This is a genomic window from Helicobacter pylori, assembly GCF_003637665.1.
Lineage (GTDB): Bacteria > Campylobacterota > Campylobacteria > Campylobacterales > Helicobacteraceae > Helicobacter > Helicobacter pylori_CK.
On record NZ_MVWR01000002.1, the window covers coordinates 214,616 to 230,647 of the forward strand.

The 16,032-nt window shown below is 39.5% G+C and carries 14 protein-coding genes and 2 pseudogenes; 3 read left to right on the top strand and 13 right to left on the bottom strand.

Features of this window, described 5'->3' with window-relative positions:
* Nucleotides 1–2: 2 nt before the first annotated feature.
* The 9 genes and pseudogenes from pgbB to cdh form a co-directional block, all read right to left on the bottom strand.
* Complete coding sequence (gene pgbB, locus EAL49_RS02655; protein WP_120828740.1) at nucleotides 3–1,670, bottom strand: plasminogen-binding protein PgbB; 1,668 nt, start codon at nucleotides 1,668–1,670, stop codon at nucleotides 3–5.
* A gap of 4 nt (nucleotides 1,671–1,674) precedes the next feature.
* Nucleotides 1,675–2,331 (bottom strand): hypothetical protein, encoded by a 657-nt coding sequence (locus EAL49_RS02660; RefSeq protein WP_120828742.1) that lies wholly within the window; start codon nucleotides 2,329–2,331, stop codon nucleotides 1,675–1,677.
* On the bottom strand, nucleotides 2,328–2,765 hold the full coding sequence (dut, locus tag EAL49_RS02665) for a dUTP diphosphatase (protein ID WP_120828744.1): 438 nt from the start codon (nucleotides 2,763–2,765) through the stop codon (nucleotides 2,328–2,330). The genes EAL49_RS02660 and dut overlap by 4 nt, the downstream gene beginning before the upstream one ends.
* Nucleotides 2,755–3,249, bottom strand: coding sequence for a transcription elongation factor GreA (gene greA / locus EAL49_RS02670; protein ID WP_120828746.1), 495 nt, complete (start codon nucleotides 3,247–3,249; stop codon nucleotides 2,755–2,757). Before greA ends, dut begins: the two co-directional genes overlap by 11 nt.
* 40 nt (nucleotides 3,250–3,289) lie before the next feature.
* Nucleotides 3,290–4,372, bottom strand: a complete 1,083-nt coding sequence (gene lpxB, locus EAL49_RS02675) for a lipid-A-disaccharide synthase (protein WP_120828748.1) — start codon at nucleotides 4,370–4,372, stop codon at nucleotides 3,290–3,292.
* Complete coding sequence (mua, locus tag EAL49_RS02680) at nucleotides 4,372–4,833, bottom strand: nickel-binding protein Mua (protein WP_120828750.1); 462 nt, start codon at nucleotides 4,831–4,833, stop codon at nucleotides 4,372–4,374. Before mua ends, lpxB begins: the two co-directional genes overlap by 1 nt.
* 6 nt (nucleotides 4,834–4,839) lie before the next feature.
* Complete coding sequence (gene hypA / locus EAL49_RS02685) at nucleotides 4,840–5,193, bottom strand: hydrogenase/urease nickel incorporation protein HypA (RefSeq protein ID WP_000545280.1); 354 nt, start codon at nucleotides 5,191–5,193, stop codon at nucleotides 4,840–4,842.
* A 58-nt stretch (nucleotides 5,194–5,251) separates the two neighbouring features.
* The gene (gene flgE / locus EAL49_RS02690) at nucleotides 5,252–7,408 is read right to left on the bottom strand and encodes a flagellar hook protein FlgE (protein ID WP_000946402.1); all 2,157 of its coding nucleotides are present in this window, start codon (nucleotides 7,406–7,408) and stop codon (nucleotides 5,252–5,254) included.
* A gap of 203 nt (nucleotides 7,409–7,611) precedes the next feature.
* Nucleotides 7,612–8,429: pseudogene (gene cdh / locus EAL49_RS02695) on the bottom strand (CDP-diacylglycerol diphosphatase).
* Nucleotides 8,430–8,697: 268 nt separating this feature from the next.
* Here cdh and EAL49_RS02705 point away from each other — a divergent pair.
* The gene (locus EAL49_RS02705; RefSeq protein WP_120828754.1) at nucleotides 8,698–9,027 is read left to right on the top strand and encodes a zinc ribbon domain-containing protein YjdM; all 330 of its coding nucleotides are present in this window, start codon (nucleotides 8,698–8,700) and stop codon (nucleotides 9,025–9,027) included.
* 56 nt (nucleotides 9,028–9,083) lie between these two features.
* On the opposite strand, the gene EAL49_RS02710 is transcribed toward EAL49_RS02705, so the two are convergent.
* The 3 genes and pseudogenes from EAL49_RS02710 to EAL49_RS02720 all read right to left on the bottom strand — a co-directional run bounded on the left by EAL49_RS02710 (nucleotide 9,084) and on the right by EAL49_RS02720 (nucleotide 11,936).
* Nucleotides 9,084–9,299: a hypothetical protein gene (locus tag EAL49_RS02710; RefSeq protein WP_001206520.1), complete on the bottom strand. Its 216-nt coding sequence runs from the start codon at nucleotides 9,297–9,299 to the stop codon at nucleotides 9,084–9,086.
* A gap of 84 nt (nucleotides 9,300–9,383) precedes the next feature.
* On the bottom strand, nucleotides 9,384–10,259 hold the full coding sequence (locus tag EAL49_RS02715) for a twin-arginine translocation signal domain-containing protein (protein WP_120828756.1): 876 nt from the start codon (nucleotides 10,257–10,259) through the stop codon (nucleotides 9,384–9,386).
* A 150-nt stretch (nucleotides 10,260–10,409) separates the two neighbouring features.
* A pseudogene (locus EAL49_RS02720) lies at nucleotides 10,410–11,936 on the bottom strand (catalase).
* Between the two features lie 321 nt (nucleotides 11,937–12,257).
* Here EAL49_RS02720 and EAL49_RS02725 point away from each other — a divergent pair.
* Nucleotides 12,258–14,627: a TonB-dependent receptor gene (locus tag EAL49_RS02725; RefSeq protein ID WP_120828758.1), complete on the top strand. Its 2,370-nt coding sequence runs from the start codon at nucleotides 12,258–12,260 to the stop codon at nucleotides 14,625–14,627.
* Here EAL49_RS02725 and ruvC read toward each other — a convergent pair whose 3' ends face one another.
* A complete protein-coding gene (gene ruvC / locus EAL49_RS02730; RefSeq protein WP_108247398.1) occupies nucleotides 14,628–15,101 on the bottom strand; it encodes a crossover junction endodeoxyribonuclease RuvC in 474 nt (157 codons plus the stop codon).
* 130 nt (nucleotides 15,102–15,231) lie between these two features.
* Between ruvC and EAL49_RS02735 the strand changes: the two genes are divergently transcribed.
* The gene (locus tag EAL49_RS02735) at nucleotides 15,232–15,963 is read left to right on the top strand and encodes an NYN domain-containing protein (RefSeq protein WP_120828760.1); all 732 of its coding nucleotides are present in this window, start codon (nucleotides 15,232–15,234) and stop codon (nucleotides 15,961–15,963) included.
* Nucleotides 15,964–16,032: the final 69 nt, after the last annotated feature.

Here is a 16,032-nt window from a genome sequence, read left to right on the forward strand (position 1 = left end):
GCTCACTTCTTATTCATTTCTAAAGCTTTTCTTCTTTCTTCAAGCTCTTTTGCATCTCTTTCTTGATGTTCTCTCGCTCTTTGTTCAAATTCTCTCGCCCTTTGTTCGGCTTTGGCTTTTTTCTTTTCTTCTTTCAAGCGGCGTTTTTCTTCTTTAGGACTGAGTTTTGGCACTTCTTTAATAGCGTTATCCTCTTTTGAAGCAGGAGCGTTTTCTGTGCCTTTTTGGTTACCCTCTTTTAAAGCAGGAGCGTTTTTGTTTTCTTGATTTTCTTTTATGCCTTTTTGGATAGCGTTATTTTGATCCCTAATAGGCTCAGGCCTTCTGGTTTTAACTTCTTCTTCTTCAAACCCACTATTTCTTGGCTTAACTTTGTTTTCTTCTAAAGGCTTTTCTTTAGCTTTATGCCTTTCTTGCAAATAAATAGGAGCGTTCCCTTTTTCGCCTTTTTGAGATTTTTTAGATGCAGATTTTTCCACAACGGGATAAAGTTTTGGTTTAAAATCGTTATAATCTAAATAGTAGCGATCATAATACACCCGATTTTTGTCATAAAACACCCCTTTATCCAAACGATTGGATGAAAAAAACTTAAAACTGCCTATAGACGGCGTTTTATAGACATTATACGAATCAAAATCATTCAAATCCACTTCTATCACATACCCACGCTTTTCTAAAGAATACAATTTATTATGGTTTAATACAATCGTATTGAGCGAAGCAAAGGGCAGTTTCACGCTGTTTAATTCCCTCAAACTCTTATCCATTTGCAAAATCTGCCCGTCTAGCGTGAGCACGTATAAAGTCCCCTTATCATAAAGCAAATCTACAATATCCCCATCATAGTTGAACTCTTGACCGCTCACTACTGAGAGTATTCTTTTCCCTGTAGAAGCGATCATGTTATTGCCATCTACAATAAGGTAGGTGATATTGTTAAAAAACTTATCGCTGCTGATAACAATGTTTCTAATAGGCGTAGGGTTTCCATGCACATAATCCACGACTAACAAGCGCCCATCCAGCATGGGGAACACCACGACCGTATCCATAAAAATAGGCATCGCCATTAAAGAATTGATCGTGGTGCTCGGGGAACCTTTCTCACTAAAAAGTAATTTTTGAGAAGTGATATCGTATAAATTCGCTGAATTGTCCGCTAACACCACCGCTAAAAGATTCCCTTTAACGCTCGCGCTCAAGGCAAAAGTCTCCAAAGGAATAATGATAGATTGTTGGCTGGCGTTAGGGTTATTGCTAATCAATTCCACTTGATGACAGACTTTATCTTGGACTTCCGCTTCAACGCCCTTTAATTTCAATTCCGTTTCTTCAGTCTTAACCACTTTCCTTTTGCTTGTTTTTTTATCAATCTTGTTCAAACAATCTTGCGCAAGGATGAAAAACCCTTGACTCTCATTTAAAAAACTGCTTTCATAATTGAAATTCTTACCGATTCTTAGCTGCGTTAAACCTTTATCGCCTATAACCGCTCCATTTTTCAAAATGGCTCCATAACGATTAGACGAAACGATACTTTCTTGCAAATGGTTAGGGAAATACGCTTCGCCTTTAATTTGGTGTTTAGCGGGTTTGAAGTATTTTTTCATGTTACAGCCGCTAAAGACAATTAGGGCTATGAGTAAGATTAAAAATGGTTTATTCATCAAATCAATGCGTTCCTTGAATGGTTTCTTTCTTTAGATTAGTTGGTTTGGAAGGGTTTTGTTGAGTATCTTCTAACATTCCATAATGTTTTAAAACAGAGATTATAGCATAGAGTGAAGAACTTAGAGGGATAGTGGATAAACTTTGATGCGCTTTTTTGATTGCGTCTTTAGAATTTTCTTCATACAACAAATTCACTTCTTGTAAAGCGCTCATTTCTTTAAGAATGGGGCTTTTTTCAAGCAAGCTTTTATCTCTAGAGAGCGATGCGTAAGAATATTGTGCAAAAGTTTTAACGATTTCATTAGAAGATTGCGAAAGTTTTTTAAACTCGTTTGCATCGTTTCTTTCACTCGCTCTGGCGAACTGATACAAGTCATACAACTCTGGGGCGACTTCTTTCAATCTTTTTTGCAAGGCTATATTATTAGGACTCTCTAGCACTTCATTATAAATTTGAGTGATCCGCTCTCTCGTTTGCTCATGCTTATAATCTTGTAATTTTGTATCCCCTAAATAAGCGATAAAAGCTACCACGATAAACAACAACACCCACTTATAGCGTTTGAAAAACTTTTCTAATCTAAACGCTCCCTCTAAAAGCTTTTCATCGCTTTTAAATTCGTTTCTAACTTGCTCTAAATTTTCCTTAATGCTCATGCCTCACTCACTCCTGTGCTGCCAAACCCCCCGCTACCCCTTGAAGTTTCATCTAATTGTTCGCATTCTATAAATTCGGCTTTATAAGTTTTTTGAACCACCCCTTGAGCGATCCTATCCCCTACTTGAACTTTAAAATCTTTATCGCTCAAATTCGCTAAAATGACCTTAATTTCGCCCCTATAATCATTATCCACCGTGCCAGGAGAATTTAACACCATCACCTGATGATTCAAAGCCAAACCGCTACGGGTACGCACTTGTAATTCATACCCCACTTCTAAAGACAAACAGATCCCTATTTTCACCAACCCCACGCTATGAGGTTTGATCATTACTTCTTCTACAGCATGCAAATCAAAGCCTGAAGAACTCTCGGTTTGGTATTTAGGGATAAGGGCGTTCGGATGGATTTTTTGGATTTTAATTTTCATCAAAACAAATCTCTTTATAATAAATGTCTAAAATTTCAAAATCGCTCTCGCCATTAGGCAATTGAATGCTCACCGCATCGCCCTTACTTTTACCTATCAAGCTCTTAGCGATCGGCGAACCAAAAGAGATCAACCCTTTAGCCGGATCGCTCTCCACGCTCCCTACTATCGTATAAGAAAACTCTTTATCGTTGTCTAAATTAAGGATTTTAATCGTGCTACCAAAACTCACTTTATTATGGGCTAAAACGCTTGGGTCAATCACTTGAGCGTTAGCGATAATTTCGCTTAAATCCACGATTCTCGCTTCAATGAAGCGTTGTTTTTCTTTAGCGGCATGGTATTCAGCGTTTTCTTTCAAATCCCCATGCCCTCTAGCAATATCAATTTCTTTCACAATATTAGGCCGTTCCACCTCTTTTAATTGCTTCAATTCCGCACAAATTTTATTGTATCCATGCACACTCATAGGTTCTTTATTCATTTAATCTCCTAAGCTTATTCAGTAGAGATTATAGTAAAAATTAAGTTAAATTCAGCAAAAAAGCCATTTCATTAGCGATTTTTCTCGCGCTCCCACTGGCTAAATATTCCCTTAATCTCAAACTTTCTTTAAAATAGCGTTCTCTGTCCATTTCTTTATACGCTTTTAACAAACCCTCTACGCTCAAAAAATGCTGGATCAATTCCGGGTGCAATTGGCTCTCCCCAAGCCCTGGAGTCTCATCATTTAAGGCGTTATAAAAGATGTTCGCTAAACCTATATAATGCAAATTGACCAACATTCTAGCGATCAAAAAATCCATCGTTTTAGCCCTATACGCTAGCACAAAAGGCGTGCCAATCAAAGCGGCCTCTAAAGTCGCTGTGCCGCTGCAAATGAACGCAAACTCCGCTTCAAATAAACTTTTATGTGCATCATAAGAAATTTCAAATAATTGAATGTCTTCTCCATAAAGAGCTTTCAAATCCAACCCCTTAAAGAAACTCGGCACCACTAACACACGCCTTTTAAACCCTTCATTTTGTTCTAAAATTTGAGCCACTTTGACAAACAAAGGGAACATTTTAGCGATTTCGCTTTTTCGGCTTCCTGGCATAAACACTAGAGTTTCGCCCTTAATATCTTTTTTATAGTATTTAATCTCATCTAATAAAGGATGTCCTACATATTGAGCCTTTTTTTGGTAATAGCCCACTTCAAAAGGCAAAATCGCTCCCAAAAAATCGCAGTATTTTTCAAGACTTTTAGCGCGCCATTTTTTCCATGCCCAAACTTGCGGTAAAATATAATACATGATTTTTTTATGCGGATCTTGTTTTTTGATTTTTTTGGCTAGGGGGATATTGAAAGAAGAAGAATCCATTAAAAGCACCATATCCGCTTGTTTGGCTAATTGGACCATTTCTTTATGGGCTTTGAGTAAAAACCCTAAACGGCCTATCACATCTCTAAACCCCATGACAGAAAATTCCCTAGGGCTATAGAGTGCGTTTTTCCCTTCAAACACGCCAATGAAACGATAATCTTTAGGCAAATTTTGGCGTAATTCCTCTAAATGCACATTAGAGCTCGCTTCTAAAGCGCTCACTAAAATCGTGGGCATTATTTGTCTTTCAAAAGGTTTTGGACTTGATAGAGCTTGATTTCTTTATGCAAATCCCTTAGTTCAATTTTGAGCAACGAATTTTCAAAATCTTTTTTAGAGAGATGGTTTTTTAAAAGCCTGTTTTCGCGCAAAACGCTGCGGTACTGCAAGTAAATCCCTTCATCAAACACGCGCTTGCTTGGTTTTGCCATGATAACCTGATTATCACTAGTGAATACCTCCACTTCTTCAAGGGCTTTAGGGAAAATCACATCCTCTTCTGTATTTTGCGTTTCTTTGTTTGAGCGGGAATTTTCTTTTTCTGATTTTTTTTGACAGATTTCTTGCTTCAAACCTTTTAAAACGCTTTTTTTCTTACGCAAGATTTCTTGGACTTGCTTCAATTCCAAACGGATTTTTTTTAAAACTTCCCTAGTGTCTTCAATTTCTTGCTGGTAAGCGTTCAATTCTTCTTGCATCGGTTTTTATTCCGCTAACATTTCTAAAGACAACAAACGCATTTCGTTGCCTTGAGTGATAATAACATTCTTGCTGTGGCATTTCTCACACACCCCATAATCTAGGGCGTTAGGCTTAAAAACATGCGAACAATCCTTACACTCTAATTCAACCTTTTCATCCACAATGTCTAAAATAGCGTCTTTACACACCAAAGATTCTTCTCTAAAAGTCTCAAACGCGCTCACAAACAAGCTCTTATCCATAGCACTTCTTTCACCAATACCGACCACGACTCTTTCAATCTTATGGGCTTGATTTTTCTTCGCATGCTCTTCGCAAAGAGCGATTAAAGAAGAAACGACCGAGTATTCATGCATACTAAACCTTAATCTTTAAATTAGCCCCTATTATATTGTATTAGAGTAATCCTTTGGTTTATTGCTTAAGATTCAATAGGGTGTTAAGGATTTGATCGGATGTGGTTACCGCTTTAGAGTTCGCTTGAAACCCCCTTTGAACCACGATCAAATTCGTTAAACTCCGGCTCAAATCCACATTACTAGACTCTAGTTTGGATCCTGAGATCGAACCCCTACGCCCCGTATTAGCCGCGCCGATTAAGGCTTGCCCTGAGTTTCCGGTTTGAGAAAAGACATTCCCGCCTAAAGCCTGTAAGCCCGCATCGTTAGCGAAATTCGCTAAAGCCACTTGAGCGAGCGCTAAAGTCCTGCCATTACTGAACGCTCCTAAAAGCACCCCATCTGAATCAAAACGAACATCCATCAAATCGCCCGCTTGATAGCCGTTTTGCTCAATCGCATAAGTTTCAGAAATCTTATCCACGCTCGTTAGCCCGTCAAAACTCCCTGAAGAACCAAAGGCTAAATTGATGCGCTGGGGGGCATCAGCGCCATTTTTAGGGTCAAATTGCAAAAGAGGCGGGTTCATGCCTGCAAGCGATCCATCGTTATTAAAATGCAAACGGCCTCCTTCAAACACATTAGGCCTAGCCGCTGACCCCCCTACTAATTCCCCAGGCTCAGGCACGATCACCCTAAAATTCCATTCCGCTCCCCCACTCCTATAAAACTCAATGCGCATGGCGTGTTTAGTGCCTAAGCTGTCTATCACATCAATGCTTGTCGCATGCGTAGCGTGGGTGAATTTAGAACTGCTTGCTGACGCTCCCCCTTCAATCAAAGAAGCGGTATTAAGCCCTTTCATCGCATTTTTAAACAAAACATTGTTCGTTACGCTGTCTGAAGAATACCCGCTCACAAAGATATTGAGATTTTCTTTAATGACATTTTTATTGTCTTTATTATTGATTTCAAACATGCCGTATTGGTTGATTGTAACCCCTATAGAAGCGGCTGAGTCTTGGTAATTGTCCGCTAAGCTAGGATCTTTAACGATATTAGCGTCATGCTGGATTAAGGCGCGCAAGTCTTCAGTGGTCCTAAACTGCCCAATATCTGCATTAGGGCTGATAGAATGCGTGTAGCTGTATTTGAAAGCCGTTACATCTTTATCGCCGTCTAAAAAGTTAGCGAACGCTCCGGTTCCGGCTTGAGTAACCACAATGTTTTTAAGCTTTTCATCGCCATCTAATTCATTGGTGTTTTCCAAACGCAATTGCTTGCCGTCCAAATAAGCTTCAATGCCTGTTTGGCTTTTGACCGCATTGATCGCATTTTTCGCCGCTACTAAGCTTGAAGTCCGGCTCACCGCTGAATCGTTCGTGAAAGAAATCTTAACCCCATTCAACTCAAGCGTGCTGTTTTCTGCAGAAGGGAGGATGTCTTTGACCATTTTCGCGCTTTTATAGCTCACCCAGATCCCTTGGTTTTCATTCAATAAAAGAGCGTCGCCATCTTCATTGTATAAAGATCCCATGTCTTCGGCGACTTGAGCTAGATTCGTGCCTGAATCATACACCGGATTAATGCCATCTGAAGGGGTTTTGGCTGAAGAATCCAAAGCGAATATTGCCGCTGTTTGATCCGCATGCCTTCCAGCGTTTAAATTCGCCCTCATAGAAATGCGGTTACTCGCTCTGGCTGGCATCACCATTCCTGGATCAATTCTAATGTTTTCTAAAGGACCAGTGTTATCCACTTTTAAAGCGTCTGTATCGCTCCCTTTATTGCCGGTATCGCTCCCGTTTCTCACCCACCCTTGCACCACAAGCCCGCCGGTGGTAACCAAACTCCCTTGCGAGTCAAAAAGAAACTCCCCATCTCTAGTGAAATTGCGCGTGATCCCCCTATCAGGGCTAATGATAAAAAAGCCATCGCCTTGAATCGCTAGATCGGTTTTGACATCTGTGTTTTGGATATTGCCTTGTGAAAAGATTTTAGTCGTCGCATCCACGCCTACCCCAAGCCCCACAGAAAAGTCATTCTGCCCTGCCAACCCGTTTTTATAGGGTGCGGTAGCGATGAGTTTGACTTGAGAGAGCATATCCACAAAAGAAGCCCTAGAATATTTAAACCCAGTGGTATTCACGTTCGCAATATTATTACTCTCAATATCCAAAGCGATTTGGTGGGCTTGCATCCCATTGACACCAGACCATAAAGACCTAAGCATGGTTATCCTTTAATTTAAAGAAATTCAATCTATGCAAAATAAAGCAAAAGTTGTTCCTAAATAGCTTTTTAGAATGATTGGTTGCGGATTTTAAAGTTTTGTTAATCAAAAAGATCGGTCAAATTCATAAGAAAATAGGGGGTTTTGTAACACCACCCCTTAATTACGCTTTTTAAAACTTATCGCTCAAAATCTAGCCCGCCTTAACGCAAAATCGCGCATTCATGATCTTGAATCTCTTCGGCTGAAGCGCGATTTAAAGTCAATGGGTTAAATTGTGTCGCTAATAAGACAAAGGAGTTATCGCTTTGTTGCACCACCGCCAAGCCATAGTCTCCCATGCGTTTGTGTGCGTTAGGCACTTCTTTATTAAGCATGACAAACGGGCTTTTTTGCGCCAATTCGCTCTCTGTTACCCGACGCGCCAAGTATTTATGCCCGTTCAAGCCCCCTGATAATGGCGACCAACGGCTGTTGATTTTTTTTAGATTATTATCCAATTGTTTGCGCGCATCAAGGCTAATGCAAGAGATATGGATGTGAAAATGGTTTTGCGATCGCCCTTTGCTAGAGTTAATCGTCAAAGAGATTGCGCTATCAGGAATGGGTTTGCCGTATTTTTTACTCATAAAATCACGCGCTTGCCAGGATAAGTAAAAAAAGTTAGGCGTGGAAGAATCAAGCAACAAAGGGCTTTCAATACCGCTAATGTGAGTTGTTGGCATCAACAAATATTGCAACGGGCCGTTAATATCTTTTAAAACCACATAGCCGGCATCGGGTTTGACTTCTATGCATGGCGAAGGATTCTGATTTTTCTCATAATTAGGCAAACATTTCTCAAAAACAATCTTACGCAACACATTCGGATCTTTAGCGTTTAAGCTCATAACAACGATAGCCATTAGCGCTAAAAAAAGAAAGTCCGCTTTTTTCATCTTTTTTGCTCCTTGTTTTTAATGAGAGTTTTTGCAAACCCTCTTGTTATTTTTCTACAATAGTGGTTAAAATCTTTAATCATTATGATTATTTTAATGAATTTTAACTTATTAGTAACATTTAGTAACCTATTTTTAGAAAGAGCTTTTTGAATACTAACTAGAAAAAATTTAAATTGATAACATTAAAAAATCTAAAAGAATTTTTTAAAATATTAAATAGCTTGCGCTAAGCAGACGATAATTTTTCACCATGCGATCTTAGGGGGTTGATACTTATCAAAATAAAGCGTTTTATAACCTTGATTTAGGTAATATCATCACACTAATACCACAATAAGGACGATTATCATGCAAGATTTACCCCCATGCCCTAAATGCAACGATGCCTGCACCTACCATGATGGCACGCAATTGGTTTGCTCTAGCTGTTTGTATGAATGGAATGAACATGAAGTTAATGATGAAGAATTGATCGTTAAAGATTGCCATAATAATCTTTTACAAAATGGGGACTCGGTCATTCTCATTAAGGATTTAAAGGTTAAAGGCTCATCTTTAGTGCTTAAAAAAGGCACTAAAATCAAAAATATCAAGCTTGTCAATAGCGATCACAATGTGGATTGTAAAATAGAAGGGCAGAGCCTGTCTTTAAAATCTGAATTCCTCAAAAAAGCTTAGGAAAATACAAAAGCTTAAGAGTGAGAAAAGCTTAGTGGCTTTTTGAGCTTATAAAGTCATTTTTTAGAAAAAATCAACTTGTCCAGCTTGAAAAAAATCACCGCTCCAATGGTTTGCCCCAAGAAAAGATTGAGCCACAACGGAAAATTGAAATAATAAAAAATCTCCATAAAAGGCAGCATCACCAACGCGCTCAACATCCATCTAAGCCAATAAACCAAAAACAGCTTAGAAGCGTATTCTGTGCCAAGTTTCTTAAAAAATTCTCGCATAAAGACAACCCTTTAAACCCTTTTTGCAAACTCTCCCTAAAAAGGAAAGCCCGCTATCAAGGAATATTCCTAAAATTCATGCCTTTAGACAATCGTATAGGACACTCTTTTTTCAAAAAGTTTGCTCTCGTAATTGCCTAAATCCCTACCATCTACAAGGGCGAAAGCATCGCCAAAAGTCGCCAATAAGGCAGAATCTAACTGCATGTCTTTATGGCGATTCAATGGGATGAAGACTTCCTTGTGATTATTTTGAAAATCAAACGCTAGAAATGAATCTTTCAAATACACTTCCACTCTAGGAGCGTTTTTCACCACGCTGTTTTGACCCAATTTCAAGCCTTGCACTTCAGCGCTTTTAATCCCACACGCATGGCATAAGGACACAAACATGCTCTCTTTTGAAATGGTTGCAAACCAAGGCAAACTTTCACGCTTAGGCAAATTTTCTTTACCCTCTAAAGCCTTCTGTCTCTTAGGCATCTCATGCTTGATAAACGCATAAAAATTACGAACGCTTTCTTTAGGGGTTGTTCCCTTGAGTTGGTTGGCAATGTTAGCCACGCTCGCATCGTCTCTTTCATAACGCCCCATTGCTACAAAATCGCTCGTTTCAAACAAACGCTCATTCAATTGATAGCTAGCGATCTCATAAGACAAATGGACTTGCTTTTTTTGAGCGCTTTTTAAAAAATCCACTTGCAAATAAGGCACTCCAAAATTGAGCATGCTTTTATAATTGGCATGATTGCCTTGTAAATGCACATTGCTCGCTACAACACTCGGCATGGGAATGAAAAGTGAAGTGTGTTCTGCAGAATCAAAATCAATACTGTATTGAGCTTCTATTTTATATTTTGCAACACTCCCTTTGCTTTCTTCTGCCTGCAAAATCTGTGCTCCTAAAACAGCACCTGTAGCGCCTAAAGCAGTCGTTTTAATAAAATCCCTTCGTTTCATAACTATAACTCTTTATTGTAATTTTTAAATTCGTTGAATGAATGAAAAAGTAGGACACACCACCAACCCTAAAGGATTGATAAGTATCCAAAAACCTAAATTTTGAAAGACAAAGCATTCCTAAAAAATAAGAACGCTTAAAGAAAAGGGTTACTTTTTCTTTTTCATGTGGTGCATGTCTTTTCCATGCATGTCATGCATGTCTTTCATCATTTTTTGGTGTTTTTCAAGAGCTTTTTTAACTCCCTCAGCGTATTTGGGGTCAGCTTTCTTGAAATGCTCCAATTGTTTATCCACAATTTCCTTATGGGTAACATGAGCTAAAGACTCTCCAATAGTGTCATGCAACCTTTCTTTTTCATCAGCTGGCAATGAGCGGTAGTAATCACCTGGTTGGGTGTAGTAATCGCTATCATCAGCCCTGTAATCCCAATTCCACACTTCAAACTCTTTTTCAATATGAGCTAAATTGAACTTAGGATCCCTAGCGCTCTTATCTTCTTTATAACCAGGCAATGAGCTAGGTGTATAATTTTGTAAAGAGCCATAGTATCCGTTTTGCATGTAACCATCTCTGCTAGAAGAGTGGAACGGGCATCTTGGCCTGTTAACCGGTATTTGAGGGTAATTAACGCCTAAGCGGTAGCGGTGTGTATCCCCATAAGAGAACAAGCGAGCTTGTAACATTCTGTCTGGGCTATAGCCAATTCCAGGAACGACATTAGCCGGAGTGAAAGCCGCTTGTTCTACTTCTGCGAAATAGTTTTCCGGATTTTTATTCAATTCTACAATGCCCACTTCCATCAACGGATAATCTTGGAGATACCAAATTTTAGTAACATCAAACGGATGGAATCGATACTTCTTAGCGTCCTCTTCTGGCATGATTTGAACAGACAATTTCCATTTTGGGAAATCCCCTCTAGCGATCGCATCGAACAAATCCCTTTGATTGGAATCGGGATCATACTTTCTGATTTCTGCGGCTTCTTCATTAGTCAAGTGCTTAACGCCTTGCATGGTGTGAAAGTGGAATTTCACCCAGAAGCGTTCGCCCTTAGCGTTGATAAAGCTAAAAGTGTGGCTGCCAAAACCATCCATATGGCGGAAAGATTTAGGGATCCCTCTATCGCTCATAACCCATGTAACTTGGTATAAGCTTTCAGGAACATTGCTCCAGAAATCCCATACCATGTCGTGGTTAGGCAAATTGGTTTGAGGATCTCTTTTTTGAGTGTGGATAAAATCAGGGAATTTGATCCCATCACGGATAAAGAAAACCGGTGTGTTGTTGCCCACTAAATCCTAGTTGCCTTCTTCAGTGTAATACTTCATCGCAAAACCTCTTGGGTCTCTTACCGCATCCGCACTACCTCTTTCACCAGCCACGGTTGAAAATCTAAAGAAGCATTCCGTTTTCTTGCCAATTTTAGAGAAAATTTTCGCTTTAGTGTATTTAGTGATGTCTTTAGTCACAGTGAAAGTGCCATAAGCCCCACTCCCTTTAGCATGTACAACCCTTTCAGGGATTCTTTCTCTGTCAAACGCCGCTAACTTTTCCAAAAACCAAGTGCTTTGTAAAAGAACAGGACCTCTAGGGCCAGCCGTGATCACATTGTTGTCATCCCAAACGGGAGCGCCAAAAGCGGTGGTTTGTTTCACATCTTTATTAACCATCTTTTTTCCTTTTATGATTTTGAATCTTCGTAATATGACATTAGGCCAATTACTTGCGGTGATTATTACATAATTTGTTATACAAAGACTAACAAGATTCAATTTCCTTAAAAAATCTTTTTTTTAAGAATAAAAAAACCCCTTAAGTATTTCTATTCGTAACAATTAATAAAAATAAGAAAGATTAAACGCTAAATTTTATTTTTAATCTGGTTTTAATAATAATTATCATACTATTATATCTCAACGCGTTGATGGATTTTGTTTTTTTTTTTTTTTGATTTTTATTTTTTGAATTTTTAGATTAAGGAGAGTTGTTGGATGTTTTTAAGACCATATATTAGGCATGTTTTGTGTCTCCCCCTACTCGCTGAGACTTGCTATAGCGAGGAGCGCACTTTAAATAAGGTTACCACCCAAGCTAAAAGGATTTTCACCTACAACAATGAGTTTAAAGTAACTTCTAAAGAATTGGATCAACGCCAAAGCAATGAAGTCAAAGACCTATTTAGGACTAACCCTGATGTGAATGTGGGCGGAGGGAGCGTGATGGGGCAGAAAATCTATGTGAGAGGCGTTGAAGACAGGCTTTTAAGGGTTACGGTGGATGGGGCTGCGCAAAATGGCAATATCTACCACCACCAAGGCAACACCGTGATTGACCCTGGCATGCTCAAAAGCGTGGAAGTTACTAAAGGCGCGGCGAATGCGAGCGCGGGGCCAGGAGCGATTGCAGGAGTGATTAAAATGGAGACTAAAGGAGCGGCTGATTTTATCCCTAGGGGGAAAAATTATGCGGCTAGTGGGGCGGTGAGTTTTTATACCAATTTTGGCGATCGAGAGACTTTTAGATCGGCTTATCAAAGCGTGCATTTTGATATTATCGCTTACTACACGCACCAAAATATTTTCTATTATAGAAGCGGTGCTACAGCGATGAAAAACCTTTTCAATCCCACACAAGCCGATAAAGAGCCAGGAACTCCTAGCGAGCAAAACAACGCTTTAATTAAAATGAATGGTTATTTGAGCGATAGGGATACGCTCACTTTCAGCTGGAACATGACACGAGATAACGCTACACGCCCTTTAAGGAGTAACGCTATAGGGTTAGCCTATCCTTGTGAAGCCCCCTTTAGCCCTGATGGCGCTCAAGGGTGTCCTAATGTGTTAGATAGTTTCACAAGGTATTTGTATCACTCTATTAATAGCGCTAACAATCTTTCATTACAATATAAAAGGGAAGCGGGAAATTCTTTTGGCGACCCACGATTAGATTTTACCCTTTATACAAGCATCAGGAACGCTCAGTTTGATCCCTTATTTGATCCTAATGGCGTTTATGCTAAATTCCCCACTTCTTTAGCGAGTGCATGGGAAAGAGAAAATTACCCATGCGTGGAAGGCGGGTATTGCACCCCAAGCTTTTTGGATGTGGATAAACCAAGCTCACAGCCCAGGAATTTGTTTTTAAACAACACCGGATTAAACCTAAAAGTCGCGCATGTGATTGATGAAGCCACAGACAGCCTTTTTGAATACGGATTCAATTACCAAAATTTAAGCGTTTTTGACGCTCGTATCCCTAAATCAGAATTATACAGGCCTAATCAAGTCTATACTGATGATAAAGGGCAAAAACAAATCGCTTGCTCTCTTGTGGATAATAACCCCAATGACCCTACGCTATGCCAAAGAGGGAAAGCCAATGGGAATATTTACGGAGGCTATGTGCAAGCGAATTACTCGCCTCATAAAATCATCACTTTTGGAGCCGGGGTAAGGTGGGATGCATACACGCTTTATGATAAAGACTGGAACCACCGCTACACTCAAGGCTTTAGCCCTAGCGCGGCTCTTGTGCTAAGCCCCATTGAGCCTCTATCTTTAAAAATCACTTATTCTCAAGTTACAAGGGGGGTTATGCCAGGAGATGGCGTGTATATGCGCCAAAACGATTTACGATACGCTAAAAATATCAAGCCTGAAGTGGGCTCTAACGCTGAATTTAATATTGATTATTCAAGCCAGTATTTTAGCGGGAGGGCTGCGGTGTTTTATCAGGCTTTGGATAATTTCATCTCACAATACGCACAAAATTTGATTGTAACCAATTTGAGTCAAGCGATTCGCATTTATGGCTATGAAGTGGGTGGGACTTTCAGATACAAGGGCGTGAGTTTGAATGTAGGGGTCTCGCGCACTTGGCCCACCACTAGGGGGTATTTAATGGCGGATAGCTATGAGCTTGCCGCAAGCACCGGTAATGTTTTTATCATCAAATTGGATTACACCATCCCCAAAACAGGGATCAATCTTGCATGGCTTAGCCGTTTTGTTACCGGTTTAGATTATTGCGGGTTTGATATTTACTTGCCTGATTATGGGACGGCTGAAAAACCCAAAACCCCTACCGATTTAGCCAAATGCGGATCCCAGTTAGGGTTGGTGCATATGCATAAACCGGGCTATGGCGTGAGTAATTTTTATATCAATTGGAGTCCTAAAACCAAAAGCCGCTGGAAAGGTTTGTTGCTTTCGGCGGTGTTTAATAATGTTTTCAACAAATTCTATGTGGATCAAACAAGCCCTTATGTCATGAGCCCGGATATGCCAGGCACGGATGCTGTTAAAAGAGCGATCGCCGAGCCTGGGTTTAACGCGCGTTTTGAAGTGGCTTACAAGTGGTGATTAGTGGAACTTCAATCGTTGTGCATGCGTGATGGCAACGGCTATCGCATCGCTAATATCCAAAGGCTTGATTTCGCTTGTGATGTTAAGCAAGCGTTTGACCATAAAGGCCACTTGCTCTTTAGCGGCTTTCCCGTTACCGGTTAGGGCTTTTTTGACTTGTAAGGGCGTGTATTCGCTAAAATTACCGATCCTTTCTAAAATCTTTAAGGACAACGCCCCCCTGAATTGCGCGAGTTTGATCACGCTTTTAGGGTTATACCCAAAAAAAATATCTTCAATCGCTACTTCATTAACTTCGTAACGATCCAATAAGCAATCTAAGGCTTCTATCAAATCTAAGATTTGTTCTTGCAAGCGTGTCGTGGTGATATTGATGAACCCGGCTGTGATTAAAGAAAGCTTGTTAGAAGCGTGAGAAATGATAGCATACCCGCATTTCCTACTGCCCGGATCTATTCCTAAAATACGCATCAATCATTCCTATTATTTAATTGCAAGGTTTAAAAAACGCTATTATTATATCCATGTTTCTTGTTGGCGCAAAATACAAGATTGCATTAAGAATTTTAAAAAATTTAGCGTATAAATAAGGGAGCAATAAATGAAAGCAAACACAATCATACTGGTGGATTGGGAGAATTTCAGGCGCGATATTAAACAAACAAAATGCGTTAATTACAATATCGCTTTAGATGTGATCGTTACTATCAGGGCTTTTTTACTAGATGATGAATGGATCAGTCGTATTTACTTTTATACCACTCCACCCTTTGATTTTGAACATGCGTTATGGGATAAAAGAAATGACACCCTCCAAAATGAAAAAAATCCGGGAACAGAAATGAAAATCTTCACGAGCAGCGACATTGAAGAGATTTTACAAAGCAGTGAAGCGACTAAATGGGAGAAGATTTATAGCGATGTGGAAAATTTCCAACACGATCTGGCTTCATTGGATCAAGTGGAATTAAGGTTAGGGAGGACTAAGTTAAACGCAATAAGGGTGGAGTTTGATGGGAGTTATAGAGCGTTATTGGAACAAAAGCAGGTGGATATGCTCATGGGTCTTGACATTCAAAGAATAGCCTTTAAAAAAATAGCTGATAGGATTTTGATATTTTCAAAAGATACGGATCTAATCCCCGCGCTCAAATTAGCCAGAGATGAGGGGCTAAGGGTGGATATTGCCAATTTGTCTAACAGATTGTCTCTTCTTAGCCAGGATTTGAAATACAATTCGGATAAAGTGAGGAAATTGAGCAGTAACGAAGTCAAAGACAAGCTTTTTTCCATCAGAGAAAATCTCACTAAAACCAACTGGGCTTTAAACTAAACCATAAAAAGGGTTATTTCATTTTTATAGAGTTTAAAAAATCATTTTTTAAAAACTCAATTATTGGCA